Source organism: Pseudomonas sp. 1121_17, from assembly GCF_052850745.1.
In genome coordinates this window covers 918,342-937,462 of the sequence record NZ_VXCX01000001.1, presented here as the reverse complement: position 1 = coordinate 937,462, position 19,121 = coordinate 918,342, and the positions used below count along the sequence as shown (strand labels likewise).

21 protein-coding genes are annotated in these 19,121 nt (G+C 61.0%); 13 read left to right on the top strand and 8 right to left on the bottom strand.

Translation table 11 applies throughout. From position 1 onward, the window contains the following. Positions 1-203: 203 nt before the first annotated feature. The 4 genes from FW789_RS04745 (at position 204) to FW789_RS04730 (ending at position 4,095) form a co-directional block, all read left to right on the top strand. Entirely contained in the window at positions 204-944 is a 741-nt protein-coding gene (locus FW789_RS04745; RefSeq protein ID WP_101320108.1) for a response regulator, read from the top strand. After that, the gene (locus tag FW789_RS04740) at positions 941-2,227 is read left to right on the top strand and encodes a sensor histidine kinase (protein ID WP_411562965.1); all 1,287 of its coding nucleotides are present in this window, start codon (positions 941-943) and stop codon (positions 2,225-2,227) included. The genes FW789_RS04745 and FW789_RS04740 overlap by 4 nt, the downstream gene beginning before the upstream one ends. Positions 2,228-2,344: 117 nt before the next feature. Beyond that, positions 2,345-2,848 carry an HvfX family Cu-binding RiPP maturation protein gene (locus FW789_RS04735; RefSeq protein ID WP_411562964.1) on the top strand — a complete coding sequence of 168 codons (504 nt, stop codon included), beginning with the start codon at positions 2,345-2,347 and terminating at the stop codon, positions 2,846-2,848. Positions 2,849-2,907: 59 nt separating this feature from the next. Then, positions 2,908-4,095, top strand: coding sequence for a cupin-like domain-containing protein (locus FW789_RS04730; protein WP_103437672.1), 1,188 nt, complete (start codon positions 2,908-2,910; stop codon positions 4,093-4,095). On the opposite strand, the gene pssA is transcribed toward FW789_RS04730, so the two are convergent. The 4 genes from pssA to cobF form a co-directional block, all read right to left on the bottom strand. Continuing rightward, complete coding sequence (gene pssA / locus FW789_RS04725) at positions 4,079-5,392, bottom strand: CDP-diacylglycerol--serine O-phosphatidyltransferase (RefSeq protein ID WP_446431040.1); 1,314 nt, start codon at positions 5,390-5,392, stop codon at positions 4,079-4,081. The genes FW789_RS04730 and pssA overlap by 17 nt on opposite strands. A 193-nt stretch (positions 5,393-5,585) precedes the next feature. After that, positions 5,586-7,835, bottom strand: a complete 2,250-nt coding sequence (gene katG / locus FW789_RS04720) for a catalase/peroxidase HPI (RefSeq protein WP_446431039.1) — start codon at positions 7,833-7,835, stop codon at positions 5,586-5,588. A 286-nt stretch (positions 7,836-8,121) separates the two neighbouring features. Continuing rightward, entirely contained in the window at positions 8,122-9,000 is an 879-nt protein-coding gene (locus tag FW789_RS04715; protein WP_181106511.1) for a DMT family transporter, read from the bottom strand. A gap of 192 nt (positions 9,001-9,192) precedes the next feature. After that, positions 9,193-9,942, bottom strand: coding sequence for a precorrin-6A synthase (deacetylating) (cobF, locus tag FW789_RS04710; protein WP_103437731.1), 750 nt, complete (start codon positions 9,940-9,942; stop codon positions 9,193-9,195). A gap of 281 nt (positions 9,943-10,223) precedes the next feature. Between cobF and FW789_RS04705 the strand changes: the two genes are divergently transcribed. Continuing rightward, entirely contained in the window at positions 10,224-10,598 is a 375-nt protein-coding gene (locus tag FW789_RS04705; protein ID WP_103438799.1) for a histone-like nucleoid-structuring protein, MvaT/MvaU family, read from the top strand. 224 nt (positions 10,599-10,822) lie between these two features. Then, on the top strand, positions 10,823-11,344 hold the full coding sequence (gloA, locus tag FW789_RS04700; protein WP_103437732.1) for a lactoylglutathione lyase: 522 nt from the start codon (positions 10,823-10,825) through the stop codon (positions 11,342-11,344). A gap of 10 nt (positions 11,345-11,354) precedes the next feature. Here the strand turns inward: gloA and FW789_RS04695 are convergent, their stop codons facing one another. Further along, entirely contained in the window at positions 11,355-12,176 is an 822-nt protein-coding gene (locus FW789_RS04695; RefSeq protein WP_181106515.1) for a shikimate 5-dehydrogenase, read from the bottom strand. Between the two features lie 237 nt (positions 12,177-12,413). Here FW789_RS04695 and FW789_RS04690 point away from each other — a divergent pair, with 237 nt between their 5' ends. After that, a complete protein-coding gene (locus FW789_RS04690; RefSeq protein ID WP_340609924.1) occupies positions 12,414-12,596 on the top strand; it encodes a hypothetical protein in 183 nt (60 codons plus the stop codon). An 80-nt stretch (positions 12,597-12,676) separates the two neighbouring features. Here the strand turns inward: FW789_RS04690 and FW789_RS04685 are convergent, their stop codons facing one another. Together FW789_RS04685 and FW789_RS04680 are read right to left on the bottom strand one after the other, a co-directional pair. Next, positions 12,677-12,940, bottom strand: coding sequence for a hypothetical protein (locus FW789_RS04685; protein WP_446431038.1), 264 nt, complete (start codon positions 12,938-12,940; stop codon positions 12,677-12,679). A 43-nt stretch (positions 12,941-12,983) separates the two neighbouring features. Beyond that, entirely contained in the window at positions 12,984-13,181 is a 198-nt protein-coding gene (locus tag FW789_RS04680; protein WP_181106519.1) for a hypothetical protein, read from the bottom strand. A gap of 275 nt (positions 13,182-13,456) precedes the next feature. On the opposite strand from FW789_RS04680, the gene pbpG reads away from it, so the two are divergent. Further along, on the top strand, positions 13,457-14,377 hold the full coding sequence (gene pbpG / locus FW789_RS04675) for a D-alanyl-D-alanine endopeptidase (protein ID WP_103437737.1): 921 nt from the start codon (positions 13,457-13,459) through the stop codon (positions 14,375-14,377). A gap of 45 nt (positions 14,378-14,422) precedes the next feature. On the opposite strand, the gene FW789_RS04670 is transcribed toward pbpG, so the two are convergent. Beyond that, positions 14,423-14,851 carry a hypothetical protein gene (locus FW789_RS04670; RefSeq protein WP_186699275.1) on the bottom strand — a complete coding sequence of 143 codons (429 nt, stop codon included), beginning with the start codon at positions 14,849-14,851 and terminating at the stop codon, positions 14,423-14,425. Positions 14,852-15,043: 192 nt separating this feature from the next. Here FW789_RS04670 and FW789_RS04665 point away from each other — a divergent pair, with 192 nt between their 5' ends. The 5 genes from FW789_RS04665 to FW789_RS04645 all read left to right on the top strand — a co-directional run bounded on the left by FW789_RS04665 (position 15,044) and on the right by FW789_RS04645 (position 19,120). Further along, positions 15,044-16,372, top strand: a complete 1,329-nt coding sequence (locus FW789_RS04665; protein WP_340610082.1) for a lysine N(6)-hydroxylase/L-ornithine N(5)-oxygenase family protein — start codon at positions 15,044-15,046, stop codon at positions 16,370-16,372. Positions 16,373-16,501: 129 nt separating this feature from the next. After that, the gene (locus tag FW789_RS04660) at positions 16,502-17,701 is read left to right on the top strand and encodes a PepSY-associated TM helix domain-containing protein (protein WP_103437740.1); all 1,200 of its coding nucleotides are present in this window, start codon (positions 16,502-16,504) and stop codon (positions 17,699-17,701) included. Next, positions 17,698-18,237 carry a thiamine pyrophosphate-binding protein gene (locus FW789_RS04655; RefSeq protein WP_101320276.1) on the top strand — a complete coding sequence of 180 codons (540 nt, stop codon included), beginning with the start codon at positions 17,698-17,700 and terminating at the stop codon, positions 18,235-18,237. Before FW789_RS04660 ends, FW789_RS04655 begins: the two co-directional genes overlap by 4 nt. Then, on the top strand, positions 18,234-18,554 hold the full coding sequence (locus tag FW789_RS04650; protein WP_101320278.1) for a hypothetical protein: 321 nt from the start codon (positions 18,234-18,236) through the stop codon (positions 18,552-18,554). The genes FW789_RS04655 and FW789_RS04650 overlap by 4 nt, the downstream gene beginning before the upstream one ends. Further along, positions 18,551-19,120 (top strand): DUF6162 family protein, encoded by a 570-nt coding sequence (locus FW789_RS04645; RefSeq protein WP_411562961.1) that lies wholly within the window; start codon positions 18,551-18,553, stop codon positions 19,118-19,120. Before FW789_RS04650 ends, FW789_RS04645 begins: the two co-directional genes overlap by 4 nt. Position 19,121 lies beyond the last annotated feature (1 nt).

Here is a 19,121-nt window from a genome sequence, read left to right as displayed (position 1 = left end):
CTCCGGGCTAGGTGGGGAAGACCACGCTTCCCGTTGAGTGCCATTTCACCCCCGACAGGTATCTGCCCTGTGTCGCCGAAGCGGCGTTATTGCGAGCCCGTGTATCTGCAGCATTGCGAGATACACTGCAATACAAAGCCGCGCAGGCAAGCGCCTTGGCGCTCGGTACACTGCGTCCATTCTCGCTGAGACGGACTTGCCTGATGGATCACATCGACCACATCTTAATCGTCGACGACGATCGCGAAATCCGCGAGCTGGTCGGCAATTACCTGAAGAAGAACGGCCTGCGCACCAGCATTGTCGCAGACGGCCGGCAGATGCGCAGCTTTCTGGAGTCGAACACGGTCGATCTGATCGTCCTCGACATCATGATGCCCGGCGACGACGGCCTGCTGCTGTGCCGTGAGTTGCGCGCCGGTCGCCAGCGTACTACGCCGGTTCTGATGCTTACCGCGCGCAATGACGAGACCGATCGCATCGTCGGTCTGGAGATGGGCGCCGATGATTACCTGACCAAACCGTTTTCCGCCCGTGAGCTACTGGCGCGGATCAACGCAGTGCTGCGACGCACCCGCATGCTGCCGCCGAATCTGACCATCAGTGAAAGCAGCCGATTATTGGCGTTCGGCCAGTGGCGGCTGGATACCAGCGCACGCCACCTGCTTGACCAGCAAGGCACGCTGGTGGCCCTGAGCGGCGCCGAGTATCGGCTGCTGCGGGTGTTCCTCGACCACCCGCAGCGGGTGCTCAGCCGTGAGCAGTTGCTCAACCTTACCCAGGGCCGTGAGGCGGATATCTTCGATCGCTCGATCGACCTGCTGGTCAGCCGCCTACGTCAGCGTCTGGGCGACGATGCTCGTGAGCCGACCTGCATCAAAACCGTACGCAGCGAAGGTTACGTGTTCTCGCTGGCGGTTCAACTGCTCGAGCCAACACTATGAAATGGCCGCATACGCTGGCTTCGCGGCTGGCCTTGATCTTCTTCAGCGGGCTGGTGCTGGCGTACGGGCTGTCGTTCAGCCTGCAGGCCTATGAGCGCTTTGTCAGCAGCCGCTCGGTGATGCTCACCAATCTCGAACAGGATGTAGCCACCTCGGTGGCAATTCTCGACCGCCTGCCCGCAGCAGAGCGTGCCGCCTGGCTGCCGCGGCTGGAGCGCAGCACCTACCGCTACCGGCTCGACAACGGCCAGAGCGGCCAGGCCATGCCCAGCGAGAACCCGCCGATGGCGGCCGAGTCGGTGGTCAAGGCAATTGGCAAGGACTATCACCTGACGTTCCTGGAGATCCCCGATCAGGACGCGCACTTCCAGGTCCATCTGCGCCTGGCCGACGGCGCCCCGCTGACCATCGATGTAACGCCAGCCCTGGCACCGGTAGCCAGCTGGCTGCCGGTTGTGCTGCTGATACAACTGGTGCTGCTGCTGATCTGTACCTGGCTCGCCGTGCACTTGGCGATCGGCCCATTGACGAGGCTATCGCAGGCGGTAGACAACCTCGACCCCAACGCCCCCGGGCCGCAACTGGATGAAAGCGGCCCACGTGAGGTCAGGTATGCGGCAGTGGCCTTCAACGCCCTGCAAGCACGTATCGCTGCCTACCTGAAAGAGCGTATGCAAATCCTCGCGGCGATTTCCCATGATTTGCAGACGCCCATTACCCGCATGAAACTGCGCGTGGAGGTGATGGATGATGGGCAGGAAAAGGACAAATTATCGAGCGACCTGAGCGCCATGGAGCATCTGGTTCGCGAGGGCGTGGCCTATGCCCGCAGCATGGACGGCGGCACCGAAGCGCCGTGCCGCGTTGATGTTGACGCCTTCATCGACAGCATCGTCTTCGATTACCAGGACAGCGGAGCCCAGGTCGAGCGCCTGGGACATACCGGCGGTACCGTGCAGACCCGGCCGCATGCCTTGCGCCGGGTGCTGGTCAACCTGCTCGATAATGCGCTGAAGTTTGCCGGGGCTGCGCAGCTGGATGTATCCCGGCATAACGACCTGACGATCATCCGCGTGCTCGATGACGGCCCGGGCATACCTCAGGAAGAGCTCGACGAGGTACTCAAGCCGTTTTACCGGGTTGAAGGCTCACGCAATCGTCAGACCGGTGGCACCGGCCTTGGACTGGCGATTGCCCAACAACTGACGCTTGCGATGGGCGCCAGGCTAACGTTGAGCAATCGCTCGGGCGGTGGACTCTGCGCCCAAATCGAGGTGCCTTGAAGGCGTAGCCGGGGCTTGCAGTACACAGCGATACACAACGCTGTTTGGTCGACACATTGCCGATACCTCAGCGTCGCAGACTCTGCTCACACCCTCTTCATGCAGCGGAGTTTGACCATGAACGCTATAAACCGCGCCTTCAGCAGTTTCGACAATTTCGCAGGCTGGACTGCCGACATACCGCTGCGCTTGTTCCTGGCCTGGGAGTTTTTTGAATCAGGCTGGGAAAAATTCAACGGCGGCAACTGGTTTGGCGACCTGCAAGCGAGTTTCCCGTTCCCTTTCAACCTTGTGCCTGCACAATTCAACTGGCAGCTGTCGATGTGGGTCGAGCTGGTCGCCCCGCTGCTGCTGCTGCTGGGTCTGGGCACCCGGCTGGCCTCGGTGACACTGATTATCCTGACCGTGGTAGCCATTGCCGCAGTTCACTGGCCTGCCGACTGGTCGAGCCTGGCCGAGCTGGCCAAAGGTTATGCGATTACCGACCAAGGCTATGGCAACTTCAAACTACCGCTGATTTACCTGGTGGTCTTGCTTGCCCTGCTGCTGAGGGGCGCCGGCCGATTGAGCCTGGATCATTGGCTCTGGCAGCGACGCCCGACTACCACTAATACCGCATGATAAATTTCCGCCCACGGCCCTCGTCATTTGTACAAATGAGCCAACCAAGCGAGTAAGCCGTGGACCTGCAGAGCATTCTGGGCAATTTGTTCGCCAACGCCGCCAGCGTTGGCCTCAAGGGCGTGTTTCAGTTCGTCTTCGATGGCCATACTGCGTACTGGTACGAGGCCGGCGGCCATGCCGAAAGCGGCAGCGGCCAGCACGGCTCAGCAGACGTCAGCATTGCCGTTGCCAGCGCAGATTTCATGGCGATCATGGCCGGGCAGGCCAATGTCGAAGAACTATTCGCCAGCGGCCGCCTGATCATCGACGGCAACCTGGGCCTGGCTACTCTGCTGCCGCAGGCGATCGACATGGCGCTGCGCGGTAACCAGGCGCCTGCGGTCGAAGCCAATCGCCGCTATCCGCCAAGCGCCCGACCCAGCGATGCGCTGTCTGCAGCGCAGCCGCCGTTAATTCGCATCGAACGGCGGCCACGCGACGGCTTGTCCGTGGACGAATTCCGCCAACACTACATGCTGCACGGCATTCCGCTGGTGATCAGCGACGCGCTGCACGACTGGCCGTTGTTCAGCAATGGTCATGAGGCCTCGCTCGAGCTGTTCGCCAACCTGCAAGGCATTACCCGCCACGGCGACTATGTCGAGAAAACCTTCTCCACCGAGCGCGACTTCCGCTCGACGTCCATGGCTGATTTTGTCTCCAGCCTGGACAACCCCATAGCGGCAAGCACTGACGGCAAGCCGCCCGCATACATGGGTAATAACATCCTGCCGGCACAACTGCTCGAACACATCCGCTACCCCGGCTATTTCGAAGCCGAGCAATTCATCCCACCGCGCATCTGGATCGGCCCCAAAGGCACGCTGACGCCCCTGCATCGCGACGACAGCGACAACCTGTTCGCTCAGGTCTGGGGAGAAAAGTCGTTCATACTCGCCGCGCCCCATCACCGCGAGGCCCTGGGCTGCTGGGCGACATCGCCAGACGGGGGCCTGGAAGGCTGTGACGTTGACCCCAAAGCGCCCGATTACGCACAATTCCCGCGTTGCCGCGAGGTGCGGTTCCTGCAAGTTGTGCTGCAGGCTGGCGACTTGCTGTTTTTGCCCGAAGGCTGGTTTCATCAAGTCGAGTCGCTGTCGACATCGTTGTCGGTGAATTTCTGGGTGAATTCAGGCCGCGGCTGGCCACGCTCGCCATTGCCTGAGCTGGTCGAAGCAGCGCCCTGCCCTACAGTACCCGCTTGATCAACGGCTCCAGCCGACTGAAACGCAAGCGTTTGAGGAATTTGCGCACCTGCTGCGGATGCTCGCCCGGCTCGCCCAGCTCACTGGCCGAGCGCAGCGCCGGCGCATGGTGCCTGAGCGCTTGCAACTCTTTCTCGCGCGGCGCCAACCACTGGCCCAGCGGGTCATCGATGAGCAACCCGTTTTCAAGGTCGAGGTTGAAGCCGCGCGGGTTGAGATTGTTGCCGGTGAGCAGGCTGTAGCGCTGATCGATCCAAACGCCCTTGGCGTGGAAGGTGTGGCCGGGGTCATTCCAGATGCGCAGGGTCAACTGACCCGCGTCGATCGCCGCCTGGCGGCGTTTGGCAAAGGCGCGCAGGGTGTCTTCGTACAGGTACGGCAATACACCACTGGCGCTGAATGGCTCACCAGGCGCGACGTAAAAATCGTTGGCAGTACGGTCGCCGACAATGATTTCCAGCGCCACACCACGCGCCAGTGCCCGATCGATCTCGGCCATGACCAGGCGCGGCGGATTGAAATAGGGCGTACTGATGACGATCTGCTCGTCCGCTGCCGCGAGTAACGCGCAGATCGCACGGTTGAGCGGGTTGCCACGGCCAATGCCGAGCAGCGGGATGACCCGCAGGCCGTGAGTGGCCGGTTCAGCCGGCAATGGATAGGTCATGCGCCGCAAGCGTACGCGCAAGCGACGGATAGCAGCGCGCATAGTGCGCGTGGCCGGCGGCGCGGGCTGGTCCAGGCGCGGCGTGGCAACGCTGGCCAGCACCTCGTGGACCAGGCTGACCATGGCATCGGCAAGGCTTGGGCACTCGAACAGGTGATAACGGTCGAGGCGATACCGATCGAAGCGATGCAGGTAAACATTGTTGAGGCTGGCACCGGTGTAGATCACGCAATCATCGATGACGCTGCCTTTGAGGTGCAGCACGCCAAACAGCTCACGGGTTTGTACCGGTACGCCGTGGATGACGACGTCCAGACCGCGCTGTTCGCGCTGGGCCTGATACCAGGCGGCGTTGCCGGGCTGGCGGCCAGCGCCAAGCAAGCCACGACGCGCGCGGAACCAGTCAACCACGATGACAATCTGCAGTTCAGGCCGCGCCGCCTTGGCCTGGTAAAGCGCGTCCAGCACCTCTTGACCGGCTTCGTCTTCCTGCAGGTACAGCGCCACGATGACGATGCGCCGCTGCGCGCTGGCAATGCGTTCGAGCAACACCGTTCGATAAGCTGCAGCATCAGGCAGAGCGCTGATGGCTTGCGGTTCGATGGCAAAACCAAGCTGGGGAACAGGCATGGACGTGCGGGTCAAGCGGATCACCTCCGGTCTCGAGTGAAATGCAAGGTTCACCCGTGCATTGCGTGGCGCCCATCATAGCAATAACGCCAGCACGCCCGACCATCGCGATCATTACAAAAAAATGAAGGGATGAGATGTCGCCGCCACCAGAGCAGCCCAGATTGCCTGGGGCTGCCCGGGGCGCCAATGGCTACTTCAGATCGAACCGGTCCAGCTCCATCACCTTCACCCAGGCCGCGATGAAGTCCTTGGCAAACTTCTCACTGGCATCACTGCTGGCGTAGACCTCGCTCAATGCGCGTAACTGCGCATGGGAGCCGAACACCAGATCTACCCGGGTACCCGTCCACTTGGGCTGGCCAGTTTTGCGGTCACGGCCTTCGAACGCATTGTTGTCCGCGCCGGTCGCCTTCCATTCAACGCTCATATCCAGCAAGTTGCGGAAGAAGTCATTGCTCAACTGCCCAGGTTTGTCGGTGAACACGCCATGCTTGCTCGCATCGTTGTTCGCGCCCAGCACACGCAGACCACCGATCAGCACGGTCAACTCTGGCGCGGTCAAGGTCAGCAGTTGCGCCTTGTCCAGCAACAGCCGCTCTGCCTTGACGTTGTAACTGCCCTTGGCGAAGTTTCGGAAACCGTCAGCCAACGGTTCCAGCGCACCGAACGATTCGACATCGGTCTGCTCCTGCGAAGCGTCGACACGACCCGGACGGAACGGCACAGTCAGGGCATGGCCGGCATCACGCGCCGCTTTTTCGACGGCAGCACTGCCAGCCAGCACAATCAAGTCGGCCATCGACATCTGCTGGCCGTCAGTGGCGAAACCGCTGCGAATGCCTTCCAGCACACCCAGCACTTTATCCAGCTGCTGCGGCTGATTGGCGGCCCAGAACTTCTGCGGCGCCAGGCGTATGCGCGCGCCGTTGGCACCGCCACGTTTGTCCGAGCCACGGAAGGTCGAGGCCGAAGCCCAGGCGGTATTGACCAGCTCGCCTACGCTCAGGCCCGAGGCGAGCACTTTGCTCTTGAGCGAGGCGATGTCTTGCTCACTCAGTGCCGAGGGGGTGGTTTTGGGCAGAGGGTCTTGCCAGAGCAGCTCTTCCTGCGGCAGCTCCGGCCCCAGATAGCGCGCCAGCGGGCCCATGTCGCGATGGATCAGCTTGTACCAGGCGCGCGCAAAGGCATCCGCCAACTGCTCGGGGTGATCCTTGAAGCGACGCGCTATCGGCTCATAGATGGGGTCAAAGCGCAACGCCAGGTCGGAGGTCAGCATTGACGGCGCATGGCGCTTGCTTGGGTCGTGCGCGTCGGGGATCTGCCCTGCCCCATCACCGTTCTTTGGCTGCCACTGATGGGCGCCAGCAGGGCTTTTGCTCAGTTCCCAGTCGAAGCGGAACAGATTTTCCAGATACTCGTTGCTCCAGCGCGTCGGCGTCGAGGTCCAGGTCACTTCGAGGCCACTGGTGATGGTATCGGGGCCTTTGCCGGTGCCAAACTTGTTGTGCCAACCCAGACCTTGCTGTTCCAGGCCGGCAGCCTCGGGCTCGGCGCCAACATTGTCGGCCGGGCCGGCACCGTGGGTCTTGCCAAAGGCGTGCCCGCCAGCGATCAGGGCCACGGTTTCTTCATCATTCATGGCCATACGGGCGAAAGTCTCGCGGATATCCTTGGCCGATGCGACTGGGTCCGGATTGCCTTCGGGGCCCTCCGGGTTGACGTATATCAGGCCCATCTGCACCGCCGCCAGCGGATTCTCCAGGTTGCGCCCGGCATCGGTGCGGCTTTGTTCCTCACCATGCTTGGCGGGCTCGGCAACCAGGTCACCCTGACCCGGCGCCTGGGCCTTGCCGTAGCGGGTGTCACCGCCCAGCCAGACCTTTTCCGAACCCCAATAGACGTCTTCGTCGGGTTCCCACACATCGGCTCGGCCGCCGGAATAGCCAAAGGTCTTGAAGCCCATCGATTCGAGGGCGACGTTGCCGGTCAGTACGATCAAGTCAGCCCAGGAGATAGCCTTGCCGTATTTCTGCTTGATCGGCCACAGCAGACGCCGCGCCTTGTCCAGGCTGACGTTGTCTGGCCAGCTGTTGAGCGGCGCAAAGCGTTGTTGCCCGGAGCCTGCACCACCGCGCCCGTCGCCAATGCGATAGGTGCCGGCGCTATGCCAGGCCATGCGGACGAACAACGGCCCGTAGTGGCCAAAGTCGGCTGGCCACCACTCCTGCGAATCGGTCATCAGCGCGGTCAGGTCCTGCTTCAGGGCTTGAAAATCAAGGCTGGCATAGGCTTTGGCGTAGTCAAAATCGGGGTCCATTGGATCGGACTTGTGTGAATGCTGGTGCAGAATGTTCAAGTTGAGTTGGTCAGGCCACCAGTCACGATTGCTGGTGCCACCACCTGCGGTTTGGTGGAACGGGCATTTCGATTCGTTCGACATCTGCGGGTACCTTCGGGTCGGGTTCTGTCAGAGTTCCGGTCTAGGCCAGCTTGATCAGCCGAGCACACAGGCTCGGCCGTCTGCTCATCAGGTGGAGCGGTCAGGCCGCCACAAGCGTGCAAAGGGATTGCCCGATACGGTGCGCAGTGCAGCAGGTACAGCGCCGCCGCAGGCTTGTCCCTTGAGCAAGACTAGCCGAGCGCTGGCAGAGGTCTAATAGAGCCCGTATTCCCTGGCGATAGCGTGAGTCTGTCAGCCCGCCAAGACCTGCGTGCGCGGCGGCAGCTTACTTGCGCCGTTGCATCCACGCAGCGCCCAGACCACTGAGGCAGATGATCGCGATGCCCACCATGCTCAGGTGGTCTGGCACCTGGCCGAAGACCACAAAGCCCAACAGCCCGGCAAACACGATCTGGCAGTAGCTGAACGGCGCCAGCATGGCCGGGGCGGCAAAGCGGAAGGCCTGGGTCAACAGCAGGTGCGCAGACATGCCGAACCCCCCCAGCGCCAACATCAGCAGCAGGTGATCCCACTCGGGCATCTTCCAGAAAAACGGCACCAATGCCGTCATCACCAGGGTGTTGCACAGCCCGGCAAAGAAGTTGCTGGTGGTCGGACTGTCGTAGGCAGCCACTCTGCGCGTGAGTATCTGATAAAAGCAGAAACCCAACGCAGAGCCGAACGGGAACAGAATAGCCGGCGTGAACATCGAGCCGCCTGGGTGTACCACTACCAACACGCCAATGAAGCCCATGACCACTGCGACCCACTGACCGGTGGTGACATGCTCTTTGAGCAGCGGCACCGACAAGGCTGTCACCAGCACCGGTGCGAGGAAGTTGACCGAGGTGGCCTCGGCCAAGGGCAAATACTGCAACCCTGCGGTGAACAGCAGACTGGTACTCAGCAGGCTCAGTGCGCGCAGCGTCTGCAACACAGGCTTGCGAGTACGCAGGACTGCCATGCCCGACTTGGGCAGGAAGATCCCGGCCATCAGCAGCGTGTGCACCAGATACCGAACCCACACCACCATGATGATCGGGTACAGACCACCGAGGAACTTGGACAGCGCATCATGACTGGCAAACAGGAAAGTGGCGACCACCACCAGGGCGATCCCTCGCAGCGGCTGGTTGACTCCGGACAGCGGTGTACTCGAACTCATGGCGTACTCAAATATGGACCTGGCAGCTACTCCGCCAAGATCCGGCCGCCATCAAGGCTGCCTGGATATGGGCGAATTCTAGAAGAGATGCGCGCAATTGCGATAGCCGGTAATGGGTTGCCGTGCCTACCGGCCATATTAGCGTTCGCTGATCGAACACTTTGTCACAGCAGGTACGACAGCACCGACGCGCTAAAGCTCCCGACGCAACAGGTAAGTGTCCATGATCCAGCCTTTGCGTAGCCGTGCCTGTTCACGCACCGCGAGGATCTGCATCTTCATTTGCAACAACGGCCCTGCCAACAGGAGCTCGTCCACCGTGCCGAGGTAGGCGCCCCAGTAAATATGCAGTTGTGGGTCGTCGATATTGGCAAACGCGCACTGGCCATCAAGCATGACCAGCACATTGTCGATCTGCTGCACTGCGCCGAGCTGCCGCCCGGGAAGCACGGTCAGCGGCTCGCCAATGCGGTTCAGCGGGATCTGATGACGAGCTGCCAGGGCCTGAATGCTGCTGATGCCGGGGATCACTTCGAGTTGCAGTCGTGTACCGCGCTGGCGTACCAGCTGGAGAATCCGCAACGTGCTGTCGTACAGGCTTGGCTCGCCCCACAGCAAAAAAGCACCCACGTCGTCCGGACCGAGCTCGTCATCGATCAATCTTGCGTAGAGCGCTGCGCGCTGCTGATGCCAATCCTGTACGGCATCAATGTAATCGCTAGCAAATGCATCACGCTGCGGATCATCGACTTGCAGCACCCGGTAGTCGCCAGTGGGCAGGTAGCGCTCGAGAATTGCCCGGCGCATGCGCACCAGCTCATCAGAGCGGGCGCCCTTGTCGAGGACGAAGAATACCGTGGCCCGTTTGAGCGCATCGACTGCCTCGAACGTCACCTGCCGCGGATCACCAGGGCCGATGCCGATCAATAACAACTGTTTCATTATTCGCTCCCGATCGGGGTTGCCGCCAGTGCCAGACCCTGAGTGTCGCCTTGAGCCGACACTAAGTCGAGCAGTTAAGGCTCTGGGGGAACAGCAAAAAAATCAACGTACATAAAACTAGTAAAGTTCCCTGACTACTTGCAAAGTTTATGGTTTACCCTGGCGCCGCCGGCAACTACACTCGGGACTAGTGAACAGCACTATCCCCTGCGTGGCCGACGTTATATCTTCTTGCAATGTTCGTCACGTTTTGACGCAGTCGTATTTAAGGAGTGATGAAAGTGTCCAGACTTGCAGAGTTTCGCGCTGCCGAAAAAGCGCTTCAGGAACAGATCGCCCAACTCGAGGCGCTCAAGCAGGATGCCGGTCTCAAACGCGAAATCGAGTTCGAGCAAAAGCTGCTGGGCCTGATGAAGACTTACGAAAAGGGCCTGCGCGATATCGTCGCCATTCTTGACCCCAAGGGCAGCAGCAAACCGGCCGCGAAGGCATCCGGGGCAGCGCCAAAACAGCAGCGCCGCGCCCGCGTGGTCAAGGTTTACGAGAATCCGCACACCGGCGAATTGATCGAAACCAAGGGCGGTAACCACCGCGGGCTTAAAGCCTGGAAAGAAGAATACGGCGCCAGCACTGTTGATGGTTGGTTGCGTCCATGAAACATAGACATACACTTCACATTTTTTTCACAGCTTGTCGGCCATGATCAATTCCAGCTAACGGATTAGCGACCCCATCTGCGCCCGCACACGCGGGCCTCTAATTTCAGCGCCCTGCCCTCGTGCAGGGCGCTTTCATTTTGCCTCCGCGCTCACCTCCCGTATCATGGACGGCCTGTCTTACCGCTGGTGCCTGCGGGCCCGGCCTCGTCTCTGGAGCTTTCATGAGCCTGAACGACCTCAACACCCTGCCTGGCGTTACTGCCCAAGCGGACCCTGCCACTGCGCAATTCGTTTTCAACCACACCATGCTGCGCGTCAAGGACATCGAGAAGTCGCTGGACTTCTATACCCGCGTGCTTGGTTTCAAACTGGTGGACAAGCGCGACTTCGTCGAAGCCAAGTTCAGCCTGTACTTCCTGGCGCTGGTTGACCCAGCGACAATTCCAGCTGATGACGATGCGCGTCACCAGTGGATGAAGTCGATACCTGGCGTACTTGAGTTGACGCATAACCACGGCACTGAACGTGATGCAGACTTCGCCTATCACGATGGCAATACCGACCCGCGCGGTTTTGGCCATATCTGCGTTTCGGTGCCTGACGTAGTTGCGGCCTGCGAACGCTTCGAGGCCTTGCAGGTGCCGTTCCAGAAGCGACTGAGCGACGGCCGCATGAACCATCTGGCCTTCATCAAAGACCCGGATGGTTACTGGGTCGAAGTGATTCAGCCAACGCCCTTATAAGTACAGCTAACTAGGCGCCCCGCGCATAGGCAACTGCAGCGTCGATCTGCGCTGCAGTGGGGCGCACGCCGGTATACAGCACAAACTGCTCCAACGCTTGCAGGGCAATCACCTCAAGCCCTGTGATGACCGGTTTGCCCAGTGCTTCGGCGCGGCAGATCAGTGGTGTGCGCGCCGGCATCGCCACGACGTCGAACACCCGCTCTGCCACTGCAATCGCGGTTTCCGGGAACGCCAGTTGCTCCGCCTCGGGGCCGCCGGCCATCCCTATCGGCGTTACATTGATCAGCATCGGCGGCGCCAGGTCGCCCAGTTCTGCCTGCCAGCGATAACCCAGCATGTCGGCCAATTGCCGCCCAGCTTGTTCATTGCGGGCAACAATCAGCCCCTCACGAAAGCCGGCGTCACTCAACGCACAGGCCACTGCCTTGGCCATGCCGCCGCTGCCGCGCAGCGCGAACGCGGTGCTTGGATCTACCTCATGTTTGGCCAACAATTGCTGCACGGCCAGATAATCGGTGTTGTAAGCCTTCAAGTAGCCGTCGCTGTTGACCAGTGTATTAACCGACTCGATGGCAGCCGCAGACGCATCAACCTCGTCGACCAACGCCAGGCAAGCTTCCTTGAACGGCATCGACACACCGCAACCGCGAATCCCCAATGCGCGGATACCAGCCACCGCAGCGGGCAGATCATCTGTGGTCATGGCCTTGTAGTAGTAATCCAGGCCCAGCTGGTCATAAAGATGATTATGAAAGCGCACGCCAAAGGTGCCGGGACGGCCTGCCAGGGAGATGCACAACTGCGTGTTTCTACTGGGAATGTGGCTCATCAACTGCTCCGTTTGCCTGAGCTGAATCGTTGCTCCAGCGTACCAGAGGGCATTGCTTACACAACCTTTACCCTTTCCCGGCGCTCAGTTGACAGTAACAGCGGCCATAGTAGGAGCCATTGCGAAGCGTGGTCTCGACACTACTGTTGATAGAGCTGATGACCACTATTGAGGAAGTTGATTTCAAACGCCGTCAGCAGCTGGGTAAGGTTGGCGCACGTCTTACAGGAGGTCAGCATGGCCACTATCCAGATCATGTCAGTTGTTGGTAGCGCAGTTCCTACTCGTTTGCGTGAGCAGGGGCTGCTGGCCTGCTGGTATCTGATGCGCAATGGCGAGCAGGTCAGCGGACCGCTGGCGTCCAAAGCGTGTGCGCTGGCAATGGCCGATCAGTTGCAGAGCGACAGCTTGATGGCTTGAACGAATTTGTTGTGTGTTGCTCCTTGTGCCCTTGTTGCCCGCCGTTATTGGCGGGCTTTTTTTGCGGGCTGGGGCAGGCCTCAGACTGGATCTGGATGCTCGCTGGACACTGTGTTGTTCGCCTCTACGTCTGGCATTTCTTCGTCCAGGCCGGCATCTTCATCTTCAGGCAGCGGGGGCATTGAGTCATGAGCCGTCTCGTTGTCGGTCTTGCCGCCTACGCCCTGCTGGGAGATGTTGCCAGGTGCTTTTTCGTCGATATCCACAGCACTACCCTCGTCGATGCACAGATGCTCTGTGTCTAGACGTGAGAGCAGCGCCGCCGGCGCAAGTGCCCACGACAAGACCAACGGCACACCTGCTCAGCTCGATGTTTCTCGGCCCTGCTCACTTCGAGCCATCGTTATTGATCCCACGCTTACGCCGAACCGCCTGCAGCAACAGAACAGCGCTGGGGATCAGCAGACCGACCGCAGTCCAGCTAAACGCAGGCTGGCCAGACGCGCCCACAGCAGCGAAGACAATGCCGATTACCAGCATCGATCCGCCTGCGGCGTAGAAAGGGATAGTGTTGTCCTTGCGCATGGGTATCCTCCTTAAAGTGCCGTATTTAATCATGAATCCGGAGATTGCTCATTAAACGCTGCAATGAGGCTGCGAAGCAGTCCTGATGAGGAGTAAATGCACCCGCCCGTTGTAACTGTTCCAGGTAACACATCGCGCCAGGATTAAAATTCGTTCACCTTGCGCCCTTTAGTCATAAGGCATTCGACACGCTTTCAGCCATACTCCACAATGCAGCGGTTTTTGGGGAAAACCCTGCAAAGCCAACGACATACCTCCTTTTAGTGAGCCTCAACGTGAAAACTTCTCTGTCCATCCTCAGCCTGCTGCTGTTGCTCACTGGAACTTCGACCCTCGCAACTACCGCTGCCGCTGCGCCGCCGCCGAGCCAGGCTCAGCGCGATCCGGCCAAACTGCACCTGGCCTCGGGCAGCGCGCTGCTGATCGACCTCAACAGCAACAAGGAGCTGTACGCAAGCCATGCCGACCGGGTGGTGCCGATTGCCTCGGTGACCAAACTGATGACGGCCATGGTAGTGCTTGATGCAAAACTGCCTATGGACGAGCAGTTGACCATGACCATCGCCAACAACCCGGAAATGAAGGGTGTGTACTCGCGGGTACGCCTGGGTAGCCAGCTCGATCGTCGCGAGACCTTGCTGATCACTTTGATGTCGTCGGAAAACCGCGCAGCCAACAGCCTCGCCAACCACTACCCAGGCGGCTATGGCGCCTTTATCAAGGCCATGAACGCCAAGGCGCGCAGCCTTGGCATGAGCCATACCCGCTATGTCGAGCCTACAGGCCTGTCGACGCTGAACGTGTCGACCGCACGCGACCTTGGCAAGCTGCTGTTGGCATCGCGCAAGTACCCGTTGTTGAGCGACTTGTCGACCACTCGCGAAAAGACCGTGGCGTTTCGCAAGCCTAACTACACACTGGGCTTTCGCAACACCGACCATCTGGTCAACAAGAGCAACTGGGACATCAAGCTGACCAAGACGGGCTTCACCAATGAAGCCGGGCACTGCCTGGTGCTGCTGACCCGGATGGACAACCGCCCCGTGGCGATGGTGATTCTGGATGCCTTCGGCAAGTACACCCACTTCGCCGACGCCAGCCGCATGCGTCAGTGGCTGGAAACCGGTGCGACCAAACCTGCACCGGCCGTGGCCATGCAATACAAAGCGGAGCGACGCAAGGTCGTTGCCGACTGAGCCTGACGCTCCAGGGCGACGCCAGGCCAACCGCCGGGCGTCGCCTCAGGCCTGAGTATTGACCGCACCGCCGGCGCTGCTGCCACCGGTCTTGGTCAGGGCTTCGAGCAACTGCGCGGTCGCCGCCATGACCTGGCCGGTCAGCGTGCTGACGCTGGCTTGCTTGGCGCTAATCAAAGCGATCATCGCACCATCATCTGTGTCTTTAGCCATCATCTCGGCCAATTGCTTCTGCTCTTCGGCGAGCTGTTTTTGCAGTTGCTTAATAAGTTCGCGCAGTTGCTTGATGTGCGGCGGCTCGCTGCTGTCCGAGCCGCTATCTGCTTGTGCCGCCTTGGCGCCGCCAGCGACTTTTGACAGGTCGACAGGCATGGCGCCGCCCTTCTCGACCTGCTCGACGTCCTCACGATTGGTTTTGCCGGCGACTTGCGCCGAAGCAGCGCTAGCGATCGAGATGCCTGTAACTGTAACCATGTTGCGTACCTGCCCTGAAGTGGTCCTTGCGTTAACCAGGTTATCGGCCGCGCGCAGCAGATCTTGAAGTGGGCAGCACCTGCGCTGCAGGCTGGCTAAATTCCCTCAAAGCTGGCTCGTTCCAAACTGTGTAGAAGGCGCAGGGGCCAAACTCCGGCGCGCCTGTTCATTCGAACTTCAGGGAACGCAGCCATGAGCCAGACCCCAGAAACAGTCAAAGATGTGATCGGCGTGGGTTTCGGCCCCTCCAACCTGGCCTTGGCCATCGCCCTGGAAGAACTCGCCCAGAGCCAGGGCCATGCCCTGGACGCCCTGTTCATCGACAAGCAGCAAGACTACCGCTGGCACGGCGATACGCTGGCCACCCAGAGCGAGTTGCAGATCTCCTTCCTCAAGGACCTGGTGTCGCTGCGCACCCCTACCAGTCCGTACAGCTTCGTCAATTACCTGCACCAGAAGCAGCGCCTGGCCGACTTCATCAACCTCGGCACCTTTTACCCGTGCCGGTTGGAGTACAACGACTACCTGCGCTGGGCCGCCGAGCATTTTGCCGAGCAGGCCGTGTACGGCGAAGAAGTACTGCGCATCGAACCGGAACTGCACGCTGGCCGGGTCGAGCATCTGCGGCTGGTCTCGCGCGACGGTCAGGGCCGTGAGTACAGCCGGCGCACGCGTTCGGTAGTAATTGGTAGCGGCGGCACGCCGAAAATCCCGGAGAAATTCGCCGGGTTCAAGGACGACAAGCGCGTCTTCCACCACTCCCGCTACATCACCGGCCTGGCCAAACTGCCCTGTGCCGAAGGCAAGCCGATGCGCATCGCGGTGATCGGTTCCGGGCAAAGCGCCGCCGAGGCCTTCATCGACCTCAACGACAGCTACCCATCGGTCAAGGTCGATATGATCCTGCGAGCCACTGCGCTCAAGCCTGCCGATGACAGTCCTTTCGTCAACGAGATCTTTGCCCCCGACTACACCGACCTCGTCTACAACGAGCCTGCCGAACTGCGCAGCAAGCTGATCGGCGAATACCACAACACCAACTATTCAGTGGTCGACCTCGACCTAATCGACCGCATCTACGGCATCCTCTACCGGCAGAAGGTCTCCCACCAGTATCGCCACAACGTACTGTGCCGGCGCAACGTGGATGCGGTCGTAGCCACTGCCGATGGCATCGAGCTGACCCTGCGCGACCTCGCCACCGGCCTGCAACAGACTCACCGCTATGACGCGGTGATCCTCGCCACCGGCTACGAACGCCGTTCGCACCGAGAACTGCTGGCGCCGCTGCAGGGCTATCTGGACGACTTCAGTGCCGATCGCAACTATCGAGTCCTGGCCAGCCCGGACATGCACGCCTCGGTGTACCTGCAAGGCTTCTGCGAAACCACTCATGGCCTGAGCGATACGTTGCTGTCGGTGCTGCCCGCCCGTGCCGCGGAAATCGGCCAGGCGCTCTATCATGACCTCGCCCAGCGCTGTGCCCGCCCGGCGGTAATGGCCGCCGCGAGCAACGCCTGAGGGTACAGAACACCTTCTGAAATATCTGGTTGCATTTAAAAAGGCAGGATTTTCATTCTCATTCGTCTTTATTAATGCAGCCTTACACGGTTGAGCATGCGTTCGACCCTTATTTTCAGAAGATGACCGATGGCCCAATCTACGAAAAAGTCCAAGTCCAAGCTGTGGTTCCTCGTCCACAGCTGGCTCGCCCTGCCGATCTGGTTCTTTGTCCTGATCGTCTGCTTCACCGGCATGCTGGCCGTGGTCAGCCAGGAGATCGTCTGGCTGGCCAACTCTGACGTGCGCGCGAGCAAACCCAGCGACGGCGCCGAGCGGCTGAGCTTTCAGCAGATCATCGACGCCCTGCACAAGGCCGAGCCGGACATGGCCGTGCGCATGCTGGTGCAGCCTGAGGGTTCGCACTTTGCCCTCGCCGCCAGCGTCACCAACCCGGATGGCACCACCCCAACCCTGTACGTCAACCCGTACACCGGGGTGATCCAGGGCAAGGCGCCGGACTTCAACTTCGAAGCCTTCACCCGCGCCCTGCACGGCTGGTGGCTGGTGCCGTTCACCAACGGCTACAGCTGGGGCTGGTACCTGGTATCGCTGCTCGGCCTGCCGATGCTGGCCTCGCTGGTGACGGGCCTTGTGGTGTACAAAAAGTTCTGGCGGGGCTTTTTCAAGCCGGTGCGCAGCGGCCACGGCTCGCGGATCTTCTGGGGTGACGTACACCGGCTGGCGGGGGTCTGGTCGATCTGGTTCATCACGGTGATTTCGATTACCGGTATATGGTTCCTGATCCAGGCCATTCTCGGTGACAACCATATAACCATCTCCAGCGAGCCGATCGTGCCGGTGATTGCCCGCGAAGACGTGCCGCTGACTGCCGACGGCAGCCCGGCACCGCGGATCGACCTGGATGCAGCGGCGCGCATCGCCACCGAGGCCATTCCCGGCCTGGAGATCACCTTCATCAGCCTGCCCAGCACAGCTTACAGCCATGTCGAAATGGGTGGCCGCGGCTGGTACCCGCTGATGTTCCAGACCGCATCGGTCAACCCCTACACCAGCAATGTCGACAGCAAGTTCCTGCTCGAAGACCGCTCCGCACTGGAGTTCGTCACCGAGTCGATGCGTCCACTGCACACCGGCGACTTCGGCGGCCTGGCGATCAAGCTGATCTGGTTCTTCTTCGGCCTGGTGTTGACCCTGATGGTACTCAGCGGGCTGTTGATCTGGACCAAGCGCACCGCCCAGGCCACCGCCGCAGCGCTCAAGCGCACCGATCGAGTCGCGCGCGCGCAACCGGCACGCAGTGAAACTTCAGTGGAGGCGCAGCCATGAGCAAGGCGCAAGCAGTACCGGTGAGCCCGCTCAAGCAGTTCTGGCTGAAGTGGCGATTCCACATCAACATCCTGCTGATCCTGATCCCGCTGGGGTTCATGCCCAAGTACTTCGCCGACGCGGCCATGTTCCGCGGCGACAGTGGTTTGGGCGCCAATCAGGTGAGCGACATTCAGGTAGGCCCGTACACGCTCGACCTGGCCGAGCTGCGCGACGAAGCGCCCAGGGCGGATGGCCCGGCGGGTCATTTCAAACTGTTCAACGCAGCCCTGTGCAAAGCCTGTACCACGGAGGTTAAAGCGGTTTACCTGCGTATCGGCAAGCCGCGCAGCCTGCGCGCTGCGGGGACGATTTTCTTCGGGGCACCGTACCGCATGATCACTTCGCTGCCGGTACCGCCGCGCACACGGTCTGACGCACAGGTCTGGATCACTATCGAAGGCTGGGACGGCAGCATGCACCAGGCATCCGTCCCCTTGGCCCAGGCCTCACCGGCAACCGTGGCCTGGCTCGAGAAACAAGGAGGCACCAAATGAAACACCTGACTCGCAGGCTGGCCCTGCCAATTCTGCTGCTCTGCGCGGGCCCTGCCCTGGCGCACAACCCGATGTGCGAGTGCGCCCCGGTCGATGCGGAGCAGATCAAATGCACCGGTGGCTTCTCCGATGGCAGCGGCGCACCCGGCGTGACCCTGGACGTGATCGGCTACGACGAGCAGGTGCTGGTCGGCAGCAAGCTGGGAGACGACTCGACGCTGACCTTCAAGCGCCCCGACGGTGAATTCTACGTGCTGTTCGACGCCGGCCCCGGGCACGTCGTTGAAATCGACCATGCCGATATAGGCGAGCCATGAGCCGCGCCCAGGTGATCCGCCCGGCCGGTGCCGGGCACGAGACGCTATATGTACTGCTGACAGCCCTGCTGATCCTGGCGCTGGCCGCCACGGTGGTAACGCTGCGCGGCGAGCGTGAGGATGAAGTCAGCATCGAGAGCCACCAGATCGACGCCCGTCGCGACCTGACGCCGGCCGAACAAGGAGTATTCACAGACCTGTTGGTGGCGTTCGACGAGATCCGCCAGTTGCGCGAAGAGACCGGTTCCATGCCTGAAGTGGCCAGCCTCGCCGAAGAAGGCCTGCCGCCGTTTGTCAGCGATGCCAGCAGCGTCAGCCGCGGTGGCCATCAATGGCAGTGGCTGGCTGCCGGCGCCTATCTGGGACGCAGCCAGGACAGCGCGGTTGCCGGTAGCTTCCTGCTGATCGTGCCCGCGCAGGCGGATGAACGGGCCGATGTCTGGCTGCGTCGCGACAGCGCAGCGGTGGTCCCGGACGACCTGCAGCCGGTGGCCCTGATCGCCGCTGGCTGGCAGCAAGTGGTCAGCCATTACGACGCCGGGGTTACCCGTCAACACCGTCACTGAA

Coding starts and splice junctions, on each gene's coding strand:
- FW789_RS04745 (WP_101320108.1), top strand. CDS start 204: ATGGATCACATCGACCACATCTTAATCGTCGACGACGATCGCGAAATC.
- FW789_RS04740 (WP_411562965.1), top strand. CDS start 941: ATGAAATGGCCGCATACGCTGGCTTCGCGGCTGGCCTTGATCTTCTTC.
- FW789_RS04735 (WP_411562964.1), top strand. CDS start 2,345: ATGAACGCTATAAACCGCGCCTTCAGCAGTTTCGACAATTTCGCAGGC.
- pssA (WP_446431040.1), bottom strand. CDS start 5,392: ATGCCTGTTCCCCAGCTTGGTTTTGCCATCGAACCGCAAGCCATCAGC.
- katG (WP_446431039.1), bottom strand. CDS start 7,835: ATGTCGAACGAATCGAAATGCCCGTTCCACCAAACCGCAGGTGGTGGC.
- FW789_RS04715 (WP_181106511.1), bottom strand. CDS start 9,000: ATGAGTTCGAGTACACCGCTGTCCGGAGTCAACCAGCCGCTGCGAGGG.
- cobF (WP_103437731.1), bottom strand. CDS start 9,942: ATGAAACAGTTGTTATTGATCGGCATCGGCCCTGGTGATCCGCGGCAG.
- gloA (WP_103437732.1), top strand. CDS start 10,823: ATGAGCCTGAACGACCTCAACACCCTGCCTGGCGTTACTGCCCAAGCG.
- FW789_RS04695 (WP_181106515.1), bottom strand. CDS start 12,176: ATGAGCCACATTCCCAGTAGAAACACGCAGTTGTGCATCTCCCTGGCA.
- FW789_RS04690 (WP_340609924.1), top strand. CDS start 12,414: ATGGCCACTATCCAGATCATGTCAGTTGTTGGTAGCGCAGTTCCTACT.
- FW789_RS04680 (WP_181106519.1), bottom strand. CDS start 13,181: ATGCGCAAGGACAACACTATCCCTTTCTACGCCGCAGGCGGATCGATG.
- FW789_RS04670 (WP_186699275.1), bottom strand. CDS start 14,851: ATGGTTACAGTTACAGGCATCTCGATCGCTAGCGCTGCTTCGGCGCAA.
- FW789_RS04665 (WP_340610082.1), top strand. CDS start 15,044: ATGAGCCAGACCCCAGAAACAGTCAAAGATGTGATCGGCGTGGGTTTC.
- FW789_RS04660 (WP_103437740.1), top strand. CDS start 16,502: ATGGCCCAATCTACGAAAAAGTCCAAGTCCAAGCTGTGGTTCCTCGTC.
- FW789_RS04655 (WP_101320276.1), top strand. CDS start 17,698: ATGAGCAAGGCGCAAGCAGTACCGGTGAGCCCGCTCAAGCAGTTCTGG.
- FW789_RS04650 (WP_101320278.1), top strand. CDS start 18,234: ATGAAACACCTGACTCGCAGGCTGGCCCTGCCAATTCTGCTGCTCTGC.
- FW789_RS04645 (WP_411562961.1), top strand. CDS start 18,551: ATGAGCCGCGCCCAGGTGATCCGCCCGGCCGGTGCCGGGCACGAGACG.